The sequence below is a fragment of the Streptomyces sp. NPDC098781 genome (assembly GCF_044759995.1).
Lineage (GTDB): Bacteria > Actinomycetota > Actinomycetes > Streptomycetales > Streptomycetaceae > Streptomyces.
Genome location: NZ_JBIWAK010000007.1, coordinates 486,440 through 505,852, shown reverse-complemented (window position 1 = coordinate 505,852; position 19,413 = coordinate 486,440). Strand labels below are relative to the sequence as shown.

13 protein-coding genes are annotated in these 19,413 nt (G+C 72.2%); 10 read left to right on the top strand and 3 right to left on the bottom strand.

All coding sequences use genetic code 11. The features are described from left to right. Positions 1 to 304: 304 nt before the first annotated feature. The 3 genes from recN to ACIQWG_RS29285 all read left to right on the top strand — a co-directional run bounded on the left by recN (position 305) and on the right by ACIQWG_RS29285 (position 4,232). Entirely contained in the window at positions 305 to 2,023 is a 1,719-nt protein-coding gene (recN, locus tag ACIQWG_RS29295) for a DNA repair protein RecN (RefSeq protein WP_404101156.1), read from the top strand. A gap of 29 nt (positions 2,024 to 2,052) precedes the next feature. Next, positions 2,053 to 2,841 carry a hypothetical protein gene (locus ACIQWG_RS29290; RefSeq protein WP_404101134.1) on the top strand — a complete coding sequence of 263 codons (789 nt, stop codon included), beginning with the start codon at positions 2,053 to 2,055 and terminating at the stop codon, positions 2,839 to 2,841. Between the two features lie 254 nt (positions 2,842 to 3,095). Then, on the top strand, positions 3,096 to 4,232 hold the full coding sequence (locus ACIQWG_RS29285) for a glycosyltransferase family 4 protein (protein ID WP_404101133.1): 1,137 nt from the start codon (positions 3,096 to 3,098) through the stop codon (positions 4,230 to 4,232). Positions 4,233 to 4,240: 8 nt separating this feature from the next. Here ACIQWG_RS29285 and ACIQWG_RS29280 read toward each other — a convergent pair whose 3' ends face one another. Then, entirely contained in the window at positions 4,241 to 5,893 is a 1,653-nt protein-coding gene (locus ACIQWG_RS29280) for a PucR family transcriptional regulator (RefSeq protein ID WP_404101132.1), read from the bottom strand. 82 nt (positions 5,894 to 5,975) lie between these two features. Between ACIQWG_RS29280 and ACIQWG_RS29275 the strand changes: the two genes are divergently transcribed. Next, a complete protein-coding gene (locus ACIQWG_RS29275; RefSeq protein ID WP_404101131.1) occupies positions 5,976 to 6,935 on the top strand; it encodes an LLM class F420-dependent oxidoreductase in 960 nt (319 codons plus the stop codon). Here ACIQWG_RS29275 and ACIQWG_RS29270 read toward each other — a convergent pair. Both ACIQWG_RS29270 and ACIQWG_RS29265 read right to left on the bottom strand, forming a co-directional pair. Beyond that, positions 6,922 to 8,304, bottom strand: coding sequence for an FAD-binding oxidoreductase (locus ACIQWG_RS29270; RefSeq protein WP_404101130.1), 1,383 nt, complete (start codon positions 8,302 to 8,304; stop codon positions 6,922 to 6,924). The genes ACIQWG_RS29275 and ACIQWG_RS29270 overlap by 14 nt on opposite strands. A 68-nt stretch (positions 8,305 to 8,372) precedes the next feature. Next, the gene (locus tag ACIQWG_RS29265) at positions 8,373 to 10,175 is read right to left on the bottom strand and encodes a glycoside hydrolase family 15 protein (RefSeq protein ID WP_404101155.1); all 1,803 of its coding nucleotides are present in this window, start codon (positions 10,173 to 10,175) and stop codon (positions 8,373 to 8,375) included. A 496-nt stretch (positions 10,176 to 10,671) separates the two neighbouring features. On the opposite strand from ACIQWG_RS29265, the gene ACIQWG_RS29260 reads away from it, so the two are divergent. From ACIQWG_RS29260 to ACIQWG_RS29235, 6 genes are all read left to right on the top strand, one after another. Beyond that, entirely contained in the window at positions 10,672 to 12,339 is a 1,668-nt protein-coding gene (locus ACIQWG_RS29260; RefSeq protein ID WP_404101154.1) for a CTP synthase, read from the top strand. Between the two features lie 97 nt (positions 12,340 to 12,436). Beyond that, the gene (locus ACIQWG_RS29255) at positions 12,437 to 13,063 is read left to right on the top strand and encodes an NUDIX domain-containing protein (protein ID WP_404101129.1); all 627 of its coding nucleotides are present in this window, start codon (positions 12,437 to 12,439) and stop codon (positions 13,061 to 13,063) included. A gap of 286 nt (positions 13,064 to 13,349) precedes the next feature. Continuing rightward, a complete protein-coding gene (locus tag ACIQWG_RS29250; RefSeq protein ID WP_404101128.1) occupies positions 13,350 to 15,437 on the top strand; it encodes a tetratricopeptide repeat protein in 2,088 nt (695 codons plus the stop codon). A 134-nt stretch (positions 15,438 to 15,571) separates the two neighbouring features. Further along, on the top strand, positions 15,572 to 16,696 hold the full coding sequence (ald, locus tag ACIQWG_RS29245) for an alanine dehydrogenase (RefSeq protein WP_404101127.1): 1,125 nt from the start codon (positions 15,572 to 15,574) through the stop codon (positions 16,694 to 16,696). 399 nt (positions 16,697 to 17,095) lie between these two features. Next, positions 17,096 to 18,232 (top strand): ParA family protein, encoded by a 1,137-nt coding sequence (locus ACIQWG_RS29240; protein ID WP_404101126.1) that lies wholly within the window; start codon positions 17,096 to 17,098, stop codon positions 18,230 to 18,232. Then, positions 18,217 to 18,813 carry a hypothetical protein gene (locus ACIQWG_RS29235; RefSeq protein ID WP_404101125.1) on the top strand — a complete coding sequence of 199 codons (597 nt, stop codon included), beginning with the start codon at positions 18,217 to 18,219 and terminating at the stop codon, positions 18,811 to 18,813. The genes ACIQWG_RS29240 and ACIQWG_RS29235 overlap by 16 nt, the downstream gene beginning before the upstream one ends. Positions 18,814 to 19,413 lie beyond the last annotated feature (600 nt).

Below are 19,413 nucleotides of genomic sequence, written 5' to 3'. Positions count from 1 at the left end.
TGGACTGGTACAACTACCACCGACCCCACACCGGCATCAGCGGCCACACACCAGCCACCCGCGTCACCAACCTGTCCGAACAGCACACCTAGCCCTTTCGCCGCGGTGTGCGGGGGTGCGTCGGCCGCTGCGGGTCCGTTGTGGCCGGTCGCGCGGTTTCCCCGCGGCCCTGACGGCGTTGCACTCGCCTGGGTGACAATGTGCGGCCGATACCCATTCGTCACCTGCACCTTCACATCATCGGGCCGGGGGCCGTCGCACTTCCCCGTCCCGACCTCGTAAGGTCGTGTCCGTGTTGGAGGAGATGCGGATACGGTCGCTCGGAGTCATCGACGACGCGGTCGTCGAGTTGTCGCCCGGCTTCACTGCCGTGACCGGTGAGACCGGTGCCGGTAAGACCATGGTCGTCACCAGCCTGGGGCTGTTGCTCGGTGGGCGGGCGGACCCGGCGCTGGTGCGGATCGGGGCCGAGAAGGCGGTCGTGGAGGGGCGGATCACCGTCCCCGAGGGCACGTCGGCCGTCGTACGGGCCGAGGAGGCCGGGGCCGAGCTCGACGACGGGGCGTTGCTGATCAGCCGTACCGTTTCCGCCGAGGGGCGGTCCCGGGCGCATCTGGGCGGGCGCAGCGTGCCCGTGGGGATGCTGGCCGAGCTGGCCGACGAACTGGTGGCCGTGCACGGGCAGACCGATCAGCAGGGCCTGCTGAAGCAGTCCCGGCAGCGGCAGGCGCTCGACCGGTACGCCGGTGACGCGGTCGCCGTGCCGCTCGCCAAGTACGGCGAGGCGTACCGGCGGCTGCGGGCCGCCTCCGTCGAGCTCGACGAGATCGTCACCCGCGCGCGTGAGCGGGCCCAGGAAGCCGACATACTGCGGTTCGGGCTCGACGAGATCGCCGGTGTCGAGCCGCGCGCCGGCGAGGACGTGGAGCTCGCGGAGGAAGCCGAGCGGCTGGGGCACGCGGAGGCCCTGTCGTCCGCCGCCACCGCCGCGCACGCCGCTCTCGCCGGTAACCCGGAGGACCCCGAGGGCATCGACGCGGCCACCCTCGTCGCGGGTGCCCAGCGGGCCCTGGACGCCGTACGGTCGCACGACCCGGCGCTGTCCGCGCTCGCCGACCGGATCGGGGAGATCGGGATCCTGCTGGGCGATGTCGCCGGGGAGTTGGCGGGGTACGCCGACGACCTGGACGCCGACCCCCTGCGGCTCTCGGCCGTCGAGGAGCGGCGGGCCGCGCTGACCGCGCTCACCCGGAAGTACGGCGAGAACGTCACCGCCGTGCTCGCCTGGGCCGAGCAGGGCAGCGCGCGCCTCACCGAGCTGGACAGCGACGACGACCGGATCGACGAGCTGACCGCCGAGCGGGACGCGCTGCGGACCGAGCTGGGCGGGCTGGCGCAGGCGCTCACGGACGCGCGCACCGAGGCCGCCGAGCGGTTCGCGGCGGCGGTGACCGCCGAGCTGGCGTCCCTCGCGATGCCGCACGCGCGCGTGTCCTTCGCCCTGCGGCAGACCGAGGACCCGGACGGAGTGGAGGTCGGCGGTCGCCCGGTCGCCTACGGCCCGTCGGGGGCGGACGAGGTCGAGCTGCTGCTCGCCCCGCACCCGGGCGCGCCGCCCCGGCCGATCGCCAAGGGCGCGTCCGGCGGTGAGCTCTCGCGCGTGATGCTCGCCGTCGAGGTCGTGTTCGCGGGCACCGATCCCGTGCCGACGTACCTCTTCGACGAGGTCGACGCCGGCGTCGGCGGCAAGGCGGCCGTGGAGATCGGCCGGCGGCTGGCGCGGCTGGCCAAGAGCGCGCAGGTCGTCGTGGTGACCCACCTGCCGCAGGTCGCCGCCTTCGCGGACCGGCAGTTGCTCGTGGAGAAGACCAACGACGGCTCGGTCACGCGCTCCGGTGTGAAGGTCCTGGAGGGCGAGGAGCGGATCCGGGAACTGTCCCGGATGCTCGCCGGGCAGGAGGACTCGGAGACCGCGCGGGCCCACGCGGAGGAACTGCTGGAGACAGCTCGGGCGGACGCCTAGGCCGCGGGGCGGGTTCGTACGGTGGGCGGATGATCAAGCGAGCTGTCTCCTTCGCCCTCTGCGCCGCCCTCACCCGTGCCGCCGTCGGCGCCCTGCGTGCCCAGGCCCCCGGTGGCCGTGACCACTGGGAGCGGAAGAACTACGCGGGGCGCACGGTGGAGTTGTACGCGGGACCCGCCGTGGCCCTGGCCGCCGCCGTCGGGGCCGGGCGCGTGTCGCCTCCCGCCGGGGTCGCCGTGGCCGTCGCGGGAATCTGCGGGGGGTACGACGACATGGCCGGGGCCGGTGACGCGAGACGGGGCTTCCGGGCGCACATCGGCGCCCTCCGGGACGGCGAAGTCACGAGCGGCGCCGTCAAGTTGTTCGGGATCTCGGCCGCCGGGCTCGTCGCCGGGGCGTTCCTGAAGGAGCGGCCATGGGACCGGCTGCTCGCCGGCGTCGTCATCGCCGGGGCCGCCCACTTCGTCAATCTCGTCGACGTACGGCCGGGCAGGGCCGCCTCGACGGTGCTCGCCCTCGGGGCGCCCGGGCTGCTGCGCCGAGGGCCCGGCGCGGAGATCGCCGCCGGCGTCATGGGGGCCGCCGCGGCCGTGCTCCCCGACGACCTCGGTGAACGCGCGATGATCGGTGACACCGGGGCGCACGCGCTGGGCGCGGCCCTGGGCGCCGCGGTCGTCGTGGGGTGGGGGTCCCCCCGCTCGAGTGGGGCCGAGAGTGGGGCAGGGCGTGCGGCGTTGGTCGCGCACGCTGCCGCCGTCGTGGCCGCGGCGGTGTACGGCGACAAAGTGAGCGAAGTCGCGCGCCGGGTGGGCCCGTGAGGCTCGGGAGCCAAAATGTGCGCCACGCGCGCGTGTTCGTGCACCCTCGCCACCCCGAATCACTCGTGCGGGTGACTCAAGCCGCCGCGTTGCCCGCCTCTCGCCTCCACGCCGTTCCCGGAACGGCCGTGGCTCCTGGCATCCTTGGCGTAAACACGTCGTACGCGTAGGGATCCACGCGGTACACCCCCTCCGCCCGATCCTTCTGTACTTTCTTCGTGACCGCCCCACCCACCACCAGGAGCCCCGGCCACGTGACCCCCGTGAGCAGCCACTCACCGCACGGCCAGTCGTCGCTGCGCACCGTGCAGGTGCTGGGCGGCGGCAACGCCGGCAGCAGCGCGCATGTGCGATCGCTGGCCGCGGGACTGGTCGCGCGGGGCGTGCGGGTCACCGTCTGCGCCCCCGTCGAGGCCGACCACGCCTACGACTTCAGCGGCGCCGGCGCCGAGCATGTGCACGTGCCGCGCAGCAGCGATCCGGCTTCGGTGGCCGCCCTGCGGGCCGTGTGCGCGGACGCCGACCTGGTGCACGCCCACGGACTGCACGCTTCCTTCCGCGCGGTGCTCGCGTTGAGCGGCCGGCGCACTCCGCTGGTCGTGACGTGGCACGACCGGGCGCACGCCGAGGGCGCCCGCGCCCATCTGCTCCGGCTGTTGGAGCGGCGGGTCGTCAAGGCCGCCTCCGTCGTCCTCGGCAGCACCTCGGCCCTGGTCGACCGCGCCCGCCGGACCGGCGCGCGGGACGCCCGGCTCGCCGCCGTCGCGCTGCCCGGCCGGCGCCCCGCCGTGCAGAAGGACGACCCCGACAAACTACGTCCCAAGGTGCGCGCCGAACTCGGGGCAACCGGGCGGCCGTTGCTGATCGCCGTCGGCTCGCTGGAGGGGCATCGCGGATACGACGTACTGCTGGACGCCTCGCGCGCGTGGCGCCGGCTCGATCCGGCGCCGTTGGTCGTGATCGCGGGCGAGGGGGAGCTGCGGGCCGAACTGCAACGCCGCATCGAGGACGAGGAGCTGCCCGTACGGCTCATCGGGCGGCGCGACGACGTCGCTGAGCTGCTCGCCGCCGCCGACATCGCGCTGCTGCCCAGCAGTTGGGAGTCGCGGTCCGTCCTCGCCCAGGAGGCCCTCCACGCGCGCGTGCCGCTCGTCGCCACCGACGTCGGCGGCATTCCGGAACTCGTCGGCGACGCGGCCGTACTCGTCCCGTACGGCGCCCCCGACACGCTCGCCGACGCCGTCGTACGACTGCTCGGTGACCCCGAGCGGCAGGAAGAGCTCAGGGAGCGGGGCGTGCGGCAGGCGGCCACCTGGCCGACCGAGGACGAGACCGTGGCCCAAGTGCTCAGTGTCTACGACGAGTTGACGCAGCCGCGGCCCATGATCTGAGGGCGCCTCTAGGTCACATGCCTGCGCGCCCGCAGCGCCAGGCTCAACGCCAGCACCGTCTGCGGATCGTCGAGGTCGGTGCCGAGCAACTCACCGATGCGGGCGAGGCGGTTGTACAGCGTCTGCCGGTTGAGGTGCAGCTCGCGTGCCGTCTCCGCCTTGCGGCCCGCGTGCGCCAAGTAGGTCTCCAGCGTGGGCAGCAGGGGCGGCCGGGAGCGCTCGTCGTGGTCGCGCAGCGGGCCGATCGCCCGGTCCACGAAGGCCGCGAGGTCGGGATGGTCGCGCAGCCGCCACAGCAGCAGGTCGATGTCCAGGCGGCGGGCGTCGTACCAGGGGCGGTCGGACAGGCCCTGTGCCGCGGTCGCCGTCTCCGCCGCGTGCCTCAGGCCCGCCGAGGCCGCCGCCCAGCCGCCCGCGACCCCGACGACCACGACCGGCGGCCGCGCCCCGGGCCGCTGGATCCCGGCCCGCTCCACGCCCGCCCGCAGCGCCGCCGCCACCTTGTCCGCCGCCGCCGACCGCTCCGCCTCCGCCCGCAGGCCCAGCAGCACCGGGACGCGCCCCTCCACGGGCCGTACGCCCAGCAGCACCGGCACCCCCACCGAGGCCAGCTCCTCCCCGACCGCGCGGGCCAGCACCGCCCAGCCGCCCGGCGCCGGTCCGTCGCCGAGCCGCATCACCACCGGAAGCAGCGGGCCGTCACCCGGCTTGAAGCCGAGGACGCGCGCCTGCGCCGGGGCGTCCTCGGCGGCGATACGGCCCTCCGCGAGGTCGGTCAGGAAGTCGCCCCGTCCGCGAGCGGCCAGCTCCTCCTCCTGGCGCGCCTGCATCAGCACCACGGCGAGAATGCCCGCGGCCCGCTCGGCGGCGATCCGGTGCACCGGCGCGAGCGGCCCCAGCACCGGCAGCAGGACGAGCCGGGCCCGGATCGCGCCCGCCCCCTGCCCGCCGCCCGGCACGTCCACCAGCACCGACCCCGCGGGCGGCGGCGCGTCCTTGTGCGGACCCCGCAGCCCCTCCCACACCTGCAACGGGTCCGCGCCCTCGGGGCCGGCCCCGGCCGCGTACAGCAGCCGCCCGTCCGTCGTCTCCAGGAAGACGGGGTTGCCGCCGAAGTCCGCGAGGATGCCCAGCACTTGAGGCACTCCGCCACCGCCGAGCAGCGCCTCGGTGCAGCGGCGGTGCACCTCCTCGGCCCGCTGGAGCAGCGCGTAGTGGCCGTTGACGATCTCGGTGTGGATCTCCTCGGTGACCGTCACGAACGGGACCTGGCGATGCAGCTGGACGAGCGGGAGACCGGCCGCGCGTGCCGTGTCGACCAGCGCGGCGGGCAGCCGCGTGAAGCGCGCGCCGAGCTCGATGACCAGGGCCGCGATGCCGCGCTCGGCGAGGGTGCGCACGAACGCCCGCTGGTCGGCGGGACGGGTGCCGAGGCCGTATCCCGTGGTCAGCAGCAGTTCCCCGCCCTTCAGCAGGGACGCGATGTTGGGCACCTCGCCCGCGTGCACCCAGCGCACGGTCCGGCCCAGTCGGTCGGCGCCCGCGACGATCTCGGGCAGCCCACTGCGCAGACCGGGCAGCTCCAGCGCCCGCCGGACGGTGATCCCGGCGCCGTGGGTGTCGAATCCGCTGCTCATGCCACTGCCCGTGCCGCTTTCCATGTGCCGGACGCTACCCGTGTGCGGGCCTTCCCGACATCTCCGAACGCGTTCACGGGCGCGGGGCCCGGGTAGCCGCGTCGGCATGGACTACAGCGTGGTTGCCGTGGCACGGGAGGACGACAGCGCGATCGAGGAGCCGTTGCGGGTGGCGGCGGTCGCCGATCGGCTCGGGTATCGCGAGGTGTGGGCGGGGGAGGGGCCGACCTGGGACTCCTTCGTCCTGGCCACCGCCATCGGGCGGGCCACCGGGCGGGTCGCGCTGACGGCCGGTCCGGTCGCGGTGTCGGTGCGGGACGCGTTCGGCATCGCGCGGGGCGCCGCGTCGGTCGCGGCCGTCGTCGGACGGCCGGTCGGGGTGGCGCTGGGGACGTCCAGCAAGCGGGTCGTCGAGGGCGTGCACGGGGTGCCGCGGGTACGGCCCGCCGCCGCGATGGAGGCCTCCGCGGCGGCCGTACGGGGCTTTCTGCACGGCGAGCCGGGCGAACCGGTCGTCCCCGGCAGCACCTTCCGCCGCCGTCACCGGCCGCCGGGCGGCCCGCTCACCGTGGCGGCGTTCGGTGACCGTGCCATCGCCACGGCGGCCGCGCACGCCGACCGGATGCTGCTCGACATCGTCTCGCCGGCCCAGGTCCGCACCCTGCGGGCCAAGCTGGAGAAGGCCGCCGAGGACGCGGGACGTCCGTCACCGCCGGTCCTGGCCGCCTGGCTGCCGGCCGCCGTCGATCCCGGCCCGGCCTGTCTCGCTCAGGTCCTGCGGAGCATCGCCGGGTATCTCACGGTGCCCGGCTACAGCGACATGTTCGAGGCCGCCGGCTTCCAGGAGGCCGTCGAGCTCGCCCGTACCGGGGCCGACGCCGACACGCTGGTCCGTGCGCTGCCCGCCAGCGCGGCCGGCATGGTCGGCCTGGTGGGCGACCTGGACACCGTACGCGCGCGGGCCGAGGAGTACGCCGAGGCCGGGCTCGACGAGATCGCCCTCGTCCCGGCCACGGCGGGCGATCCGGGCGGGGAGCGGACGCTGACGGGGCTCAGGCCGGCCTGATGTTGTGGTTGAACCGGAAGACGTTGTCCGGGTCGTACCGCCGCTTCAGATCCGCGAGCCGCCGCGTGTTCTTTGGGCCCAGACCGGCCACCACGCGTTCCGCGCCCTCGTCCCCGATGAAGTTGAGGTAGACCGCGCCCGTGCTCCACGGCCGCGCGTCGGCTCGCACGTCCCGGACCCACCGGACGCACCGCTCGTCGTCCGCGGGGTCCTCCCAGATCGCGAAGGGGTGCACGACCCAGGGCGCGTCCCGGTAGGGCACGGGGTACTCGCGCGGACCGGCGGCGATCGCCCCGCCCAGCGGGAACAGCACATGGAGGGTGCCGGTCGGCGCGGGCATGGACTCGCCCCGGGCGCAGAACGCGTCCAGGTAGGCGTCGGGCGCGCCGGTCAGGTACTCCGCCGACCAGTAGTTCCGCATCCCCGGCGGATCGTCGAGCATGCACTGGACATCGGCGTACGGCATCGCCCCGACGACCTCCGACTCGTGCGGCAGCGCCAGCAGGGGCTCGGCCAGCTTGCGCAGGTCCCCCTCGGACCCGGCGTACGTCAGCAGGGCGACGCACAGGATCCTGCCGACCAGGTGGGGCGGTACGAACTCCTCGGGCGGGCCGGTGAGATACAGCACTCCGCCGCCCGCCTCGTCCGGCGCCACGGACACCAGGTCGCGGTAGGTGCGGACGACCTCGGCGCCGAACTCCGGGAGGTAGAGGATCAGCGCGATCGAGAACTCGGGCAGTTCGTGCAGCTTCAGGGTGAGCGAGGTCGCGACGCCGAAGTTGCCGCCACCGCCGTGCAGGCCCCAGAACAGTTCCGGGTTCTCGTCGGCGCTCGCGTGGACCCGCTCGCCGTCGGCGGTGACGAGTTCCACGCCGAGCAGATTGTCGACGGCCAGCCCGGACCAGCGGTCCAGCCAGCCGGAGCCGCCGCCCAGGACGAAACCGCCGACCCCGGTCGTGGAGGCCCGGCCGCCGGTCGTGGCGAGGCCGTGCGGCTGGCAGGCGCGGTCCAGGTCGCTCATCGTGGCGCCGCCCGCGACCCGCACCGCCTCGGCCGCGGGATCGACGGAGACCGCGCGCATGTGCCGCAGGTCGACGACGAGTCCGGCGTCGTTGACGGCCATGCCCGCCACGCTGTGCCCGCCGCCGCGTACCGCGATGTGCAGGTCCAGGTCCCGCCCGAACCGCACGGCCCGCACCACGTCGTCCGCGTCCACGCACTGGGCGATGACCGCCGGTCTGCGGTCGATCATCGCGTTGAAGACGGTGCGGGCCTCGTCGTAGCCCACATCCCCGGGGGCGAACACGTCGCCGACCAGATCCTCGCGCAGCGCGGCGAGGGCCGCGCCCGCTTTCGACGGGGAGGCCATGGAGGCGCCCCCTTCCGTACAGGGGCCGATGGATCCCAGCCTAGGCAGGCTTCGGCCGGCGGTCCTGTTCAGCCGCCGTAGGCCCCCGACGCCGTGAGGCGCAGCGCGGTGTCGATCAGCGGGACGTGGCTGAAGGCCTGCGGGAAGTTGCCGACCTGGCGCTGGAGATGCGGGTCCCACTCCTCGGCCAGCAGACCCAGGTCGTTGCGCAACGACAGCAGCCTCTCGAACAGCTTGCGGGCCTCGTCGACCCGGCCGATCATCGCCAGGTCGTCCGCCATCCAGAACGAGCAGGCCAGGAAGGCGCCCTCGTCACCGGGCAGGCCGTCGACGCCCTCGCTCTCGCCCTCCGTGGGGTAGCGCAGGATGAAGCCGTCCGAGGTGGACAGCTCACGCTGGATCGCCTCGATGGTGCCGATCACGCGCTTGTCGTCCGGGGGCAGGAAGCCCATCTGCGGGATCAGCAGCAGGGAGGCGTCCAGCTCCTTCGAGCCGTACGACTGCGTGAAGGTGTTGCGCTCCTTGTCGTAACCCTTCTCACACACGTCCCGGTGGATGTCGTCGCGCAGCTCGCGCCAGCGCTCCAGCGGGCCGTCGGCGTCGCCGGACTCGATGAGCTTGATCGTGCGGTCGACGGCGACCCAGGCCATCACCTTGGAGTGCACGAAGTGGCGGCGTGGACCGCGCACCTCCCAGATGCCCTCGTCCGGCTCCTGCCAGTGGTCCTCCAGGTAGCGGATCAGCTTGAGCTGGAGCAGCGAGGCGTAGTCGTTGCGGGCCAGGCCCGTCATGTGGGCCAGGTGCAGCGCCTCGGTGACCTCGCCGTACACGTCCAGCTGGAGCTGGTGCGCGGCGCCGTTGCCGACCCGGACCGGGGCGGAGTTCTCGTAGCCGGGCAGCCAGTCCAGCTCGGCCTCGCCCAGCTCGCGCTCGCCCGCGATGCCGTACATGATCTGAAGGTTCTCGGGGTCGCCGGCCACCGCCCTGAGCAGCCACTCCCGCCAGGAGCGGGCCTCCTCGCGGTAGCCGGTGCGCAGCAGCGAGGACAGGGTGATCGCCGCGTCGCGCAGCCAGGTGTAGCGGTAGTCCCAGTTGCGGACGCCGCCGATGTCCTCCGGCAGCGAGGTGGTGGGCGCCGCGACGATGCCGCCGGTCGGGGCGTACGTGAGCGCCTTCAGCGTGATCAGCGAGCGGACCACCGCCTCGCGGTACGGGCCGTGGTACGTGCAGTGCTCGACCCAGTCTCGCCAGAAGTCCTCCGTGGCCTCCAGGGACTGCTCCGGCTCCGGCAGCGCCGGCGGCTCCTTGTGCGAGGGCTCCCAGGAGATGGTGAACGCGATCCGCTCACCCGGGGCGACCGTGAAGTCCGAGTACGTGGTCAGCGACTTGCCGTAGGTCTCGGCCTCCGTGTCGAACCACACCGAGTCCGGTCCGGCGACGGCGACCGTACGGCCCTCGTGCCGGTGCACCCACGGCACCACCCGGCCGTACGAGAAACGCATCCGCAGCGTCGAGCGCATCGGCACCCGGCCCGTGACGCCCTCGACGATCCGGATCAGCTGGGGCGCGCCGTCACGCGGGGGCATGAAGTCGGTCACCCGGACCGTGCCGCGCGGTGTGTCCCACTCGGACTCCAGGATCAGGGAGTCGCCGCGGTAGCTGCGCCGGGCCGCGGTGGGCGGCGGGGAGTCCGAGGCGTGCGCCGGGCCGAGCCGCCAGAAACCGTGCTCCTCGGTGCCCAGCAGGCCGGCGAAGATGGCGTGCGAGTCGAAGCGGGGCAGGCACAGCCAGTCCACTGTGCCGTCCCGGCAGACCAGTGCGGCGGTCTGCATGTCTCCGATGAGTGCGTAGTCTTCGATGCGCCCGGCCACGTGCAACTCCAGTCGAACGGCCACGTCACCCCCTCATGCAAAAAGGGGGCTCTCGCTAGTGCGGTCAAGGGGTGGTTGTTATGCGTCGTTGAGCGGTGAAGCAAAGCAGTCGTCCGCGTCGTGAGGCAAAACGACAGTCTCTTCTCGACGATCTGTGCTCAACGAACTGACGAGCTCTCGTTGTTCCGGTGCTTACGGGCGAGGGGTGGTGCCGTGTTGCCGGCCGGGCTCGGCAGCGAATGTCCGAGCAGGATACGACGCACGTAGATGATCTGCGTGCCGCTCCGGGCAACCCGGGTCGGCCGAACGGGTGAGCAATGGGTGACCGATGCGCGGAAAATCGGTGAAGCGTGCCGATCCGTGCGGACTCGTGCGCGGAGCGTGGCCGGAAGCCATCGCCCCGAGTCGCTGATACCCTGGTAGCCCGTGGACCGGTGGGCGTGAAGACCCCCGAACCGCACTTCAAGATCGCGACCACGGGAGCCCCCTCTTGGCCATGCCGCCCGCTGCTTTTCGACACCACGCAGCCACGACGACCAAGCACATCTTCGTCACCGGGGGTGTCGCCTCCTCGCTCGGCAAGGGCCTGACGGCCTCCAGCCTCGGCATGCTGCTCAAGGCACGGGGTCTGCGGGTGGTCATGCAGAAGCTCGACCCGTACCTCAATGTCGACCCTGGCACGATGAACCCCTTCCAGCACGGTGAGGTGTTCGTCACCAACGACGGCGCCGAGACCGACCTGGACATCGGCCACTACGAGCGGTTCCTCGACCGTGACCTGGACGGTTCCGCGAACGTCACCACCGGCCAGGTGTACTCGACCGTGATCGCCAAGGAGCGGCGCGGCGAGTACCTCGGCGACACCGTGCAGGTCATCCCGCACATCACCAACGAGATCAAGCACCGCATCCGCCGCATGGCGACGGACGAGGTCGACGTCGTGATCACGGAGGTCGGCGGCACCGTCGGCGACATCGAGTCGCTGCCGTTCCTGGAGACCGTCCGCCAGGTCCGTCACGAGGTCGGTCGTGACAACGTCTTCGTCGTCCACATCTCGCTCCTGCCGTACATCGGCCCCTCGGGAGAGCTGAAGACGAAGCCGACCCAGCACTCGGTTGCGGCTCTGCGCAACATCGGTATTCAGCCAGATGCGATCGTGCTGCGCTGCGACCGTGAGGTGCCGACGGCGATCAAGCGCAAGATCAGCCTGATGTGCGACGTCGACGAGGCGGCCGTGGTCGCCTGTCCCGACGCCCGCTCGATCTACGACATCCCCAAGACCGTGCACGGCGAGGGCCTGGACGCCTACGTCGTACGCAAGCTGGACCTGCCGTTCCGTGACGTGGACTGGACGACCTGGGACGACCTGCTCGACCGCGTCCACAACCCCGACCACGAGATCACCCTCGCGCTGGTCGGCAAGTACATCGACCTGCCCGACGCCTACCTCTCGGTGACCGAGGCGCTGCGCGCCGGCGGCTTCGCCAACAAGGCCCGCGTGAAGATCAAGTGGGTCACGTCCGACGACTGCAAGACCCCGGCCGGCGCCAAGCAGCAGCTCGCCGACGTCGACGGCATCTGCATCCCCGGCGGCTTCGGCGACCGCGGAGTGCTCGGCAAGGTCGGCGCGATCAAGTACGCCCGCGAGAACAAGATCCCGCTGCTCGGCCTGTGCCTGGGCCTCCAGTGCATCGTGGTCGAGGCGGCCCGCAACCTGGCCGACATCGGCGACGCCAACTCCACCGAGTTCGACCCCGCCACCTCCCACCCCGTCATCTCGACGATGGCCGAGCAGCTCGACATCGTCGCCGGTGAGGGCGACATGGGCGGCACCATGCGGCTCGGCATGTACCCGGCCAAGCTGGCCGAGGGCTCCATCGTGCGCGAGGTTTACGACGGCAAGGAGTACGTCGAGGAGCGGCACCGTCACCGCTACGAGGTGAACAACGCCTACCGCGCGGAGCTGGAGAAGAAGGCCGGCATCCAGTTCTCCGGCACGTCGCCCGACGGCAAGCTCGTCGAGTACGTGGAGTACCCGCGCGAGGTCCACCCTTACCTGGTGGCCACGCAGGCCCACCCCGAGCTGCGCTCGCGCCCGACGCGCCCGCACCCGCTGTTCGCCGGGCTCGTCAAGGCCTCCGTCGAGCGTAAGAATTCGAAGTAACACGAGAGTTGTACGGTGGCCGGGGTGCAAACCTTCAATGGTGGGCACCCCGGTTTTCTTTGGCGGGTTCTTTTCAAAGCGTGTGGAAGGCCAGGGCATGACGATCAAGGACACCCCGCAGGAGTGGGAGATCCGGGCGACGGACACCCCCTTCGTGGGCAACAAGACCTCCGTCCGCACGGACGACGTGGTCATGCCCGACGGCTCGGTCGTCCGCCGCGACTACCAGGTCCACCCGGGCTCCGTGGCCGTGCTCGCCCTGGACACCGAGGACCGCGTGCTGCTCATCAAGCAGTACCGCCACCCCGTGCGGCACAAGCTGTGGGAGATCCCGGCCGGCCTGCTCGACATCCCCGGCGAGAACCCCCTGCACGCCGCGCAGCGCGAGCTCTACGAGGAAGCCCACGTCAAGGCCGAGGACTGGCGGGTGCTGACCGACCTCTACACCACCCCCGGCGGCTGCGACGAGGCCGTACGGATCTTCCTCGCCCGCGATCTGTCCGAGGCCGAGGGGGAGCGCTTCGAGGTGGAGGACGAGGAGGCCGACCTGGAGCACGCGCGCGTGCCGCTCGACGAGTTGGTCCGCTCGGTGCTCGCGGGTGAGCTGCACAACAACTGCCTTGTCGTGGGCGTGCTGTCGCTGGTCGCCGCGCGGGCCTCCGGCGGGTTGGACGGGTTGCGCTCGGCGGAGGCGGAGTGGCCTGCACGGCCGTTCGAGGCGTGAGGCGGTTCGCGGGTCGCGGGTGCGGGTTTTTGCGGGTCGCGCCGTTCGTATGACGGTCCATGGCCGGGCGCTGGTCCGTTGTGGCTGGTCGCGCAGTTCCCCGCGCCCCTGGGGGGCGCGGCACTCACGCCCGTTCGATCGCGCCGGTCGTACGATCTGCTGATCCGGTTGGGGGATGTGTCCGCCGTGCTGCGCCCGGATCGTCGCAGAGCGTGAACTAGGCTCTGGAAATGCCCTGACCGGAGTCCCGGCGGGCTTGCGCGTGCGTGGGACGGGAGCGTGGCCCGTGACGGATCAGGCGGTGGACACAGGCGGCGTGCAGGTGTCGGCACAAAAATCCGCCGCGAACCAATTCCTGGGCCGCACCCGTGAGTTGAAGGAGCTGCGCGCCGACATCGAGCGCGCCGGCCTGGACACCCTCTCCGGCCGCAAGGCGCCACGCGCGCGCGTGCTGCTCATCGCCGGCCGCCCCGGCTCGGGGCGCACGGCGCTCGCCGAGGAGCTGGTACGTCAGGTGGCGGACCGGTACGCCGACGGCGTGCTGCGGGCCCGCCTGAGCGAGCCGGACGGCACCCCGGTTCCCCTCGGGCGCACCGCCCGCGAGCTGCTCACCGCCCTCGATCTGCCGACCCCGCCCGGCGCCGCCGAGGACGAGCTCACGGCGGCCCTGCGCGAGGCCCTCGCCGACCGCCGGGTCCTGCTGCTGCTCGACGACGCCGCCACGGCCGAGCAGGTCGACGCCCTGCTGCCGGACGCCCCGGAGTGCCTGGCGGTCGCCGTCTCCGGCGGCCCGCTGACCGGGATCTCGGACGTGCGGCCCTGCACGCTCGGCGGTCTCGACACCAAGTCGGCCGTCGACCTGCTGTCCCGGCACGCCGGATCGGTCCGCATCACCGTCGATCCACGGGCGGCCGAGGGCCTCGTCGAGGCGTGCCAGGGCCAGCCCGCCGCGCTGATGCTGGCCGGCGGCTGGCTCGCCGCCCGGCCCAAGGCCGCCGTCGCCGACCTCGCCAAGCATCTGCGGGCCGAGGGCGAGGAGGGCACCCCGCTCAGCCGGGTCTTCCGGCTCGCCTACTCCGGTCTGCCGACCCCGGCCGCCCGCATACTGCGGCTGCTCTCTCTCGCTCCCGCCGGGCTGGTCGACCCGCACACCGCCTCCGCGCTCGCCGGCTCCTCGGTGGACAGCGCCCACACCACCCTGGACGACTTCGTCGCCCTCGGCCTGCTGCACTCCGTCGACTCACCGCTGCCCCAGTATGTGGTCCCGGCCTGTCTGCACCCGTTCCTCACGGCCCTCACCGAGACCCAGGACCGCCCCGCCGAGCTCCAGCTCGCCCGCGCGCGGATGCTGGAGCGGACGGTACGGCTGTTGCAGTCCTGCCGGGCGATCACCGAGACCGACAGCCCCGAGACTCGGCAGAAGCTCCTGGGCATGCCCCGCGCCCTGCGCTTTCCCAACCCCAGGGCGGCCGCCGACTGGCTGAGCATCCGCGGTCCCGTCCTGCTGGCCTCGGCCCGGACCGCGGTCGCCGACGGGGAGCTCGACACCCTCGCCAGGCGCCTGATGTCCCAGCTGGTCAGGGCCCTGGTCGCACACTTCGGCACCCAGGCCGCCGCCTCCGAGCTGTACGACATCCACAGCCTGGTCCTCGATGTGGCCGAGCGCCGGAACCTGCCCCGCGAGAAGGCCGCGGCCCTGCTGAACCTGGGGGACCTCGACGCCCGGACGGGCCGTGCGCGGGACGCGCTGGTGCGTTTTCGGGCCGCGCTGGACGCCGGACGCGAGGGAAACGACCCGTACGCGGCCGGCCGTGCGATGGAATCCGTAGGCGGCGCCCATCTGGAGCTCGGGGACTACGACCGGGCCGCCGACTGGTTCGGCCGCGCGCTCGCCCAGCGGCTGGCCCGCGCCGAGCGGGCGGACGCCGCCCGGCTCTACGGCCGTATCGCCGAGGCGCACACCTACGCCGGCCGGTACGGCGAGGCCATGCGGAACTGGCGGGCGGCGGTCGCCGGGCACCGCAAGAACGGGGATGTGGCGGGTCACGCGCGGGCGTTGAGCGAGCTGGCCCGGGTCCAGGAGTACGCCGGGCGGGCCGCAGAGTCGCTGCGTACCTGCCAGGAAGCAGTGGACTGGGCGCGGCGCGCCGACGACGCGCGGCTCCAGGGCGCCCTGTATCTGCGGTTGGCCGACACCCTGGACCGGATGGGCGATCCCGCGGCGGCGCAGCTGCACCGGGGCGCGGCCGAGCGGATGCTGGGAGAGGAGCTTGAGGAGTCCGATGCGGCGGAGTCCGAGCCCCGGCAAGAGGCTAATCAGCCGGAACATGGCCCTAACGCCTGCGAAATCCGTAGTGCATCTGCCGAAGATTGATGCAATGAAAGGCTAGACAGCGGGAACACCTTCATTAGACTGGCTCTGCCGCACCTTCTCCTGCGGTGTCTCCCGGTGTGCCCTGCATGCTGGGGTATGTCATGTAATGCCCCACACCCTCTGAGCCAAGGACCGTGATCGACGTGAAGGTCGGCATCCCCCGCGAGGTCAAGAACAACGAGTTCCGGGTGGCCATCACCCCCGCCGGCGTGCTGGAGCTGGTGCGCCACGGCCACCAGGTCGTCATCGAGCAGGGCGCCGGTATCGGGTCGTCGATCCCGGACAGCGAGTACATCGCCGCAGGCGCCCGGATCCTCCCGACCGCAGACGAGGTGTGGGCCACCGCCGACCTGCTGCTGAAGGTCAAGGAGCCCATCGCCGAGGAGTACCACCGCCTCCGCAAGGACCAGACGCTCTTCACGTACCTGCACCTGGCCGCCTCCAAGGAGTGCACGGACGCGCTCGTCGAGTCGGGCACCACCGCGATCGCATACGAGACGGTCGAGCTGCCCTCCCGCGCGCTGCCGCTGCTCGCCCCCATGTCCGAGGTGGCGGGCCGGCTCGCCCCGCAGGTCGGCGCCTACCACCTGATGCGCGCCAACGGCGGGCGCGGTGTGCTGCCCGGCGGCGTCCCCGGCGTGCTGGCCGGCCGGGCCGTGGTCATCGGCGGCGGTGTCTCCGGCTGGAACGCGGCGCAGATCGCCATCGGCATGGGCTTCCACGTGACCCTGCTCGACAAGGACATCAACAAGCTCAAGGAGGCGGACCGGATCTTCGGCACGAAGATCCAGACCGTCGTCTCCAACACCCTCGAGCTGGAGAAGGCCTGCCTGGAGGCCGACCTCGTCATCGGCGCCGTCCTCATCCCGGGCGCCAAGGCCCCGAAGCTCGTCACCAACGAGCTGGTCTCCCGGATGAAGCCGGGAAGTGTTCTTGTCGACATCGCGATCGACCAGGGCGGCTGCTTCGAGGACTCCCGTCCGACGACCCACGCCGAGCCGACCTTCCCGGTCCACAACTCGGTCTTCTACTGCGTCGCCAACATGCCCGGCGCGGTGCCCAACACCTCCACCTACGCGCTCACCAACGCCACGCTGCCCTACATCGTCGAGCTCGCGAACAAGGGCTGGGCCGACGCGCTGCGCCACGACCCGGCGCTGGCCAAGGGCCTCAACACGCATGACGGCAAGGTGGTTTACCGCGAGGTCGCGGAGGCGCACGGCCTGGAGCACGTGGAGCTTCTGTCGCTGCTCGGCTGAGCCGCTCGACTAAGTCACTTTCTGGTAAAGGCGATACGTCAACACGAATCGTCAACCGTACGCACCCGGCCGGACCTTGCCCGAAAAGGTCCGGCCGGATGTGTGTATGGTCACTTTGCGACTCTCGGTCAACTCGCCTCGAACGCAACCCTTCGACCGATTCGCACACCGGTGAAACCTGCTGTGCGACGGCCGTACGCCCTTGACAGCGGGATGCTTCATTGTCGACACATCTGCCCGGTCCGGCGGATTGTGTTGCTGCGGACCGCCGACACGCCATAGAGTCGCCAACCGTCGGCATGCTGCAACGCTGACCTGTCTAGAAGTTTCCTGGTCACCAAGGAGGTAAGACGACTTGTGAATGAGTCGACATTTTCTCCCGGGGGTGGTCAACCAGGAATGCCGGTACGGGACCAGGGTCCCGCGGGATTCGAGGCTGTCGGCTCCGTTGCGGTGCGCACCTTCGCAGCCCACCAGGGGCACCCGGTCACCGGGGTGACCCAGACAGCACACCAGAGCATGGATGGCCATCACGTGAACGCCATGGCCGGCGACGGAAGTGGCGCGCCCCACAACCAATTCGCCGACTACGACGAAGTGCCCGAAGGGCACTTCTACGACCCCGACGCGGAGTACGAGCCCGACCCCGAGTACGCGGCCACGCTCGCGCCCGACGCTGCCCGGCAGCGCCGTGAGCGCATCGGTCCGACCGGGCGCCCGCTGCCGTACTTCCCGATCCCGGGTCCGCTGACCGACCACGGCCCCGCGAAGATCATCGCGATGTGCAACCAGAAGGGCGGCGTGGGCAAGACCACGTCGACCATCAACCTGGGTGCCGCGCTCGCGGAATACGGACGCCGGGTCCTGCTCGTCGACTTCGACCCCCAGGGCGCGCTCTCGGTCGGTCTCGGCGTCAACCCCATGGAGCTCGACCTCACGGTCTACAACCTGCTCATGGAGCGGGGCATGTCGGCCGACGAGGTGCTCCTGAAGACAGCGGTCCCCAACATGGACCTGCTGCCCAGCAACATCGACCTGTCCGCCGCCGAGGTCCAGTTGGTCTCCGAGGTAGCGCGTGAGTCGACGCTCCAGCGTGCCCTCAAGCCGCTGCTGCCCGACTACGACTTCATCGTGATCGACTGTCAGCCCTCGCTCGGCCTGCTCACGGTCAACGCGCTGACGGCCGCGCACAAGGTGATCGTGCCGCTGGAGTGCGAGTTCTTCGCGCTGCGTGGTGTGGCGCTGCTGACCGAGACCATCGAGAAGGTCCAGGAGCGGCTCAACCCGGAGCTGGAGCTCGACGGGATCCTCGCCACGATGTACGACTCGCGCACCGTGCACAGCCGTGAGGTGCTCGCGCGTGTCGTCGAGGCCTTCGACGACCACGTCTACCACACGGTCATCGGGCGCACGGTCCGCTTCCCGGAGACCACGGTCGCCGGTGAGCCGATCACCACGTACGCCTCCAACTCCGTCGGTGCCGCCGCCTATCGCCAGCTCGCCAGGGAGGTGCTCGCCCGGTGTCACGCCGAGTGAGTCTGCCGGGGGCCGACGAACTGTTCCGCACGACAGGGGGTACGGCGCTCCAGCCGTCCACTCCCCGGCGCCCGGTCAACGGCGAGGCCCGGGTGCCGGCTCCCGCGGGGGAGAGCGACAACGCCGCCGCCGAGGACGTGCCGCAGTCGGTGCCGGCGCAGGGCGGTGACGGCGACGGCGCGGAGCATGTGGCGGCCGACGCCGAGCCGGCCGACGCGGGCGAGTCGCGCAGCCGGGCCGCGGAGCGCTCGGCGCGACGTCAGGGGGCGCAGGAAGGTTCTGCCGCGACGGCGGCGGCCGCTTCCGGCGGTGCCGCCGCTTCCTCCGCCGCTCCGCGCAAGCGCGGTCGGCAGGCGTCGCGCCGGCCCAGCGGCCGTGAGCGGCACGACGAGAAGATCACCGTGTACGTCTCCGCCGAGGAACTCATGGACTTGGAGCACGCGCGTCTGGTGCTCCGCGGCGAGCATGGGCTGGCCGTCGACCGCGGGCGGATCGTCCGTGAGGCGGTGGCCGTGGTCCTCGCGGATCTGGAGAGCCGCGGAGACGCCAGCATCCTCGTACGACGGCTTCGCGGGCGGTAGCGGTAGCCTGCGGGGGCTATGACCTCGAACGACGTTCCAGCCCCCCGCGCCGGTGCCTCCGGCGGCCGTCGGCGTGCGCTGGGGCGCGGGCCGGGAGCGGCGAGGGCCGAGGCGGTCTCCGACCCGGCCGAGCGGGAGGCCGACGGCTCTGACGCGGTACGTGAGGTCGCTCCGGTTGGCGAGGACCCTGCTGCCGAGCTGGAGCGGGAACCCGGGCTCGGCCCGGCCGTCGATCCTGAGCGTGGACCCGGGCTCGGCCCTGCCGTCGATCCTGAGCTTGAACACGTGGCCTCCTTGGTCACGCCCGACCCGGCACCCGAACGCCGCGCGGCTGAGACGGACCCGGACTCCGAGGGCCTTGGCACCGAGCCCGAACCGAACGGCCGGGGCGCGGGCGACGAGCCTCGCCGCGTGTCGGAAGAGGCCGCAGCTTCTGGGACGGCGCCCGAAGTCTCCGAGCCCGGCCCGGCGTCGGGAGTCGCCGCCCTCTCGGGTCCGGCACCCGAAGCCCGGATTGCTGCCGGCGCACCGGCCGCGCTGCAAGAGCCGTCGGCCGTCGAGCCCGGCCCGGCCTCCGGCGTCGCCGCCCTTCCCGGTCCG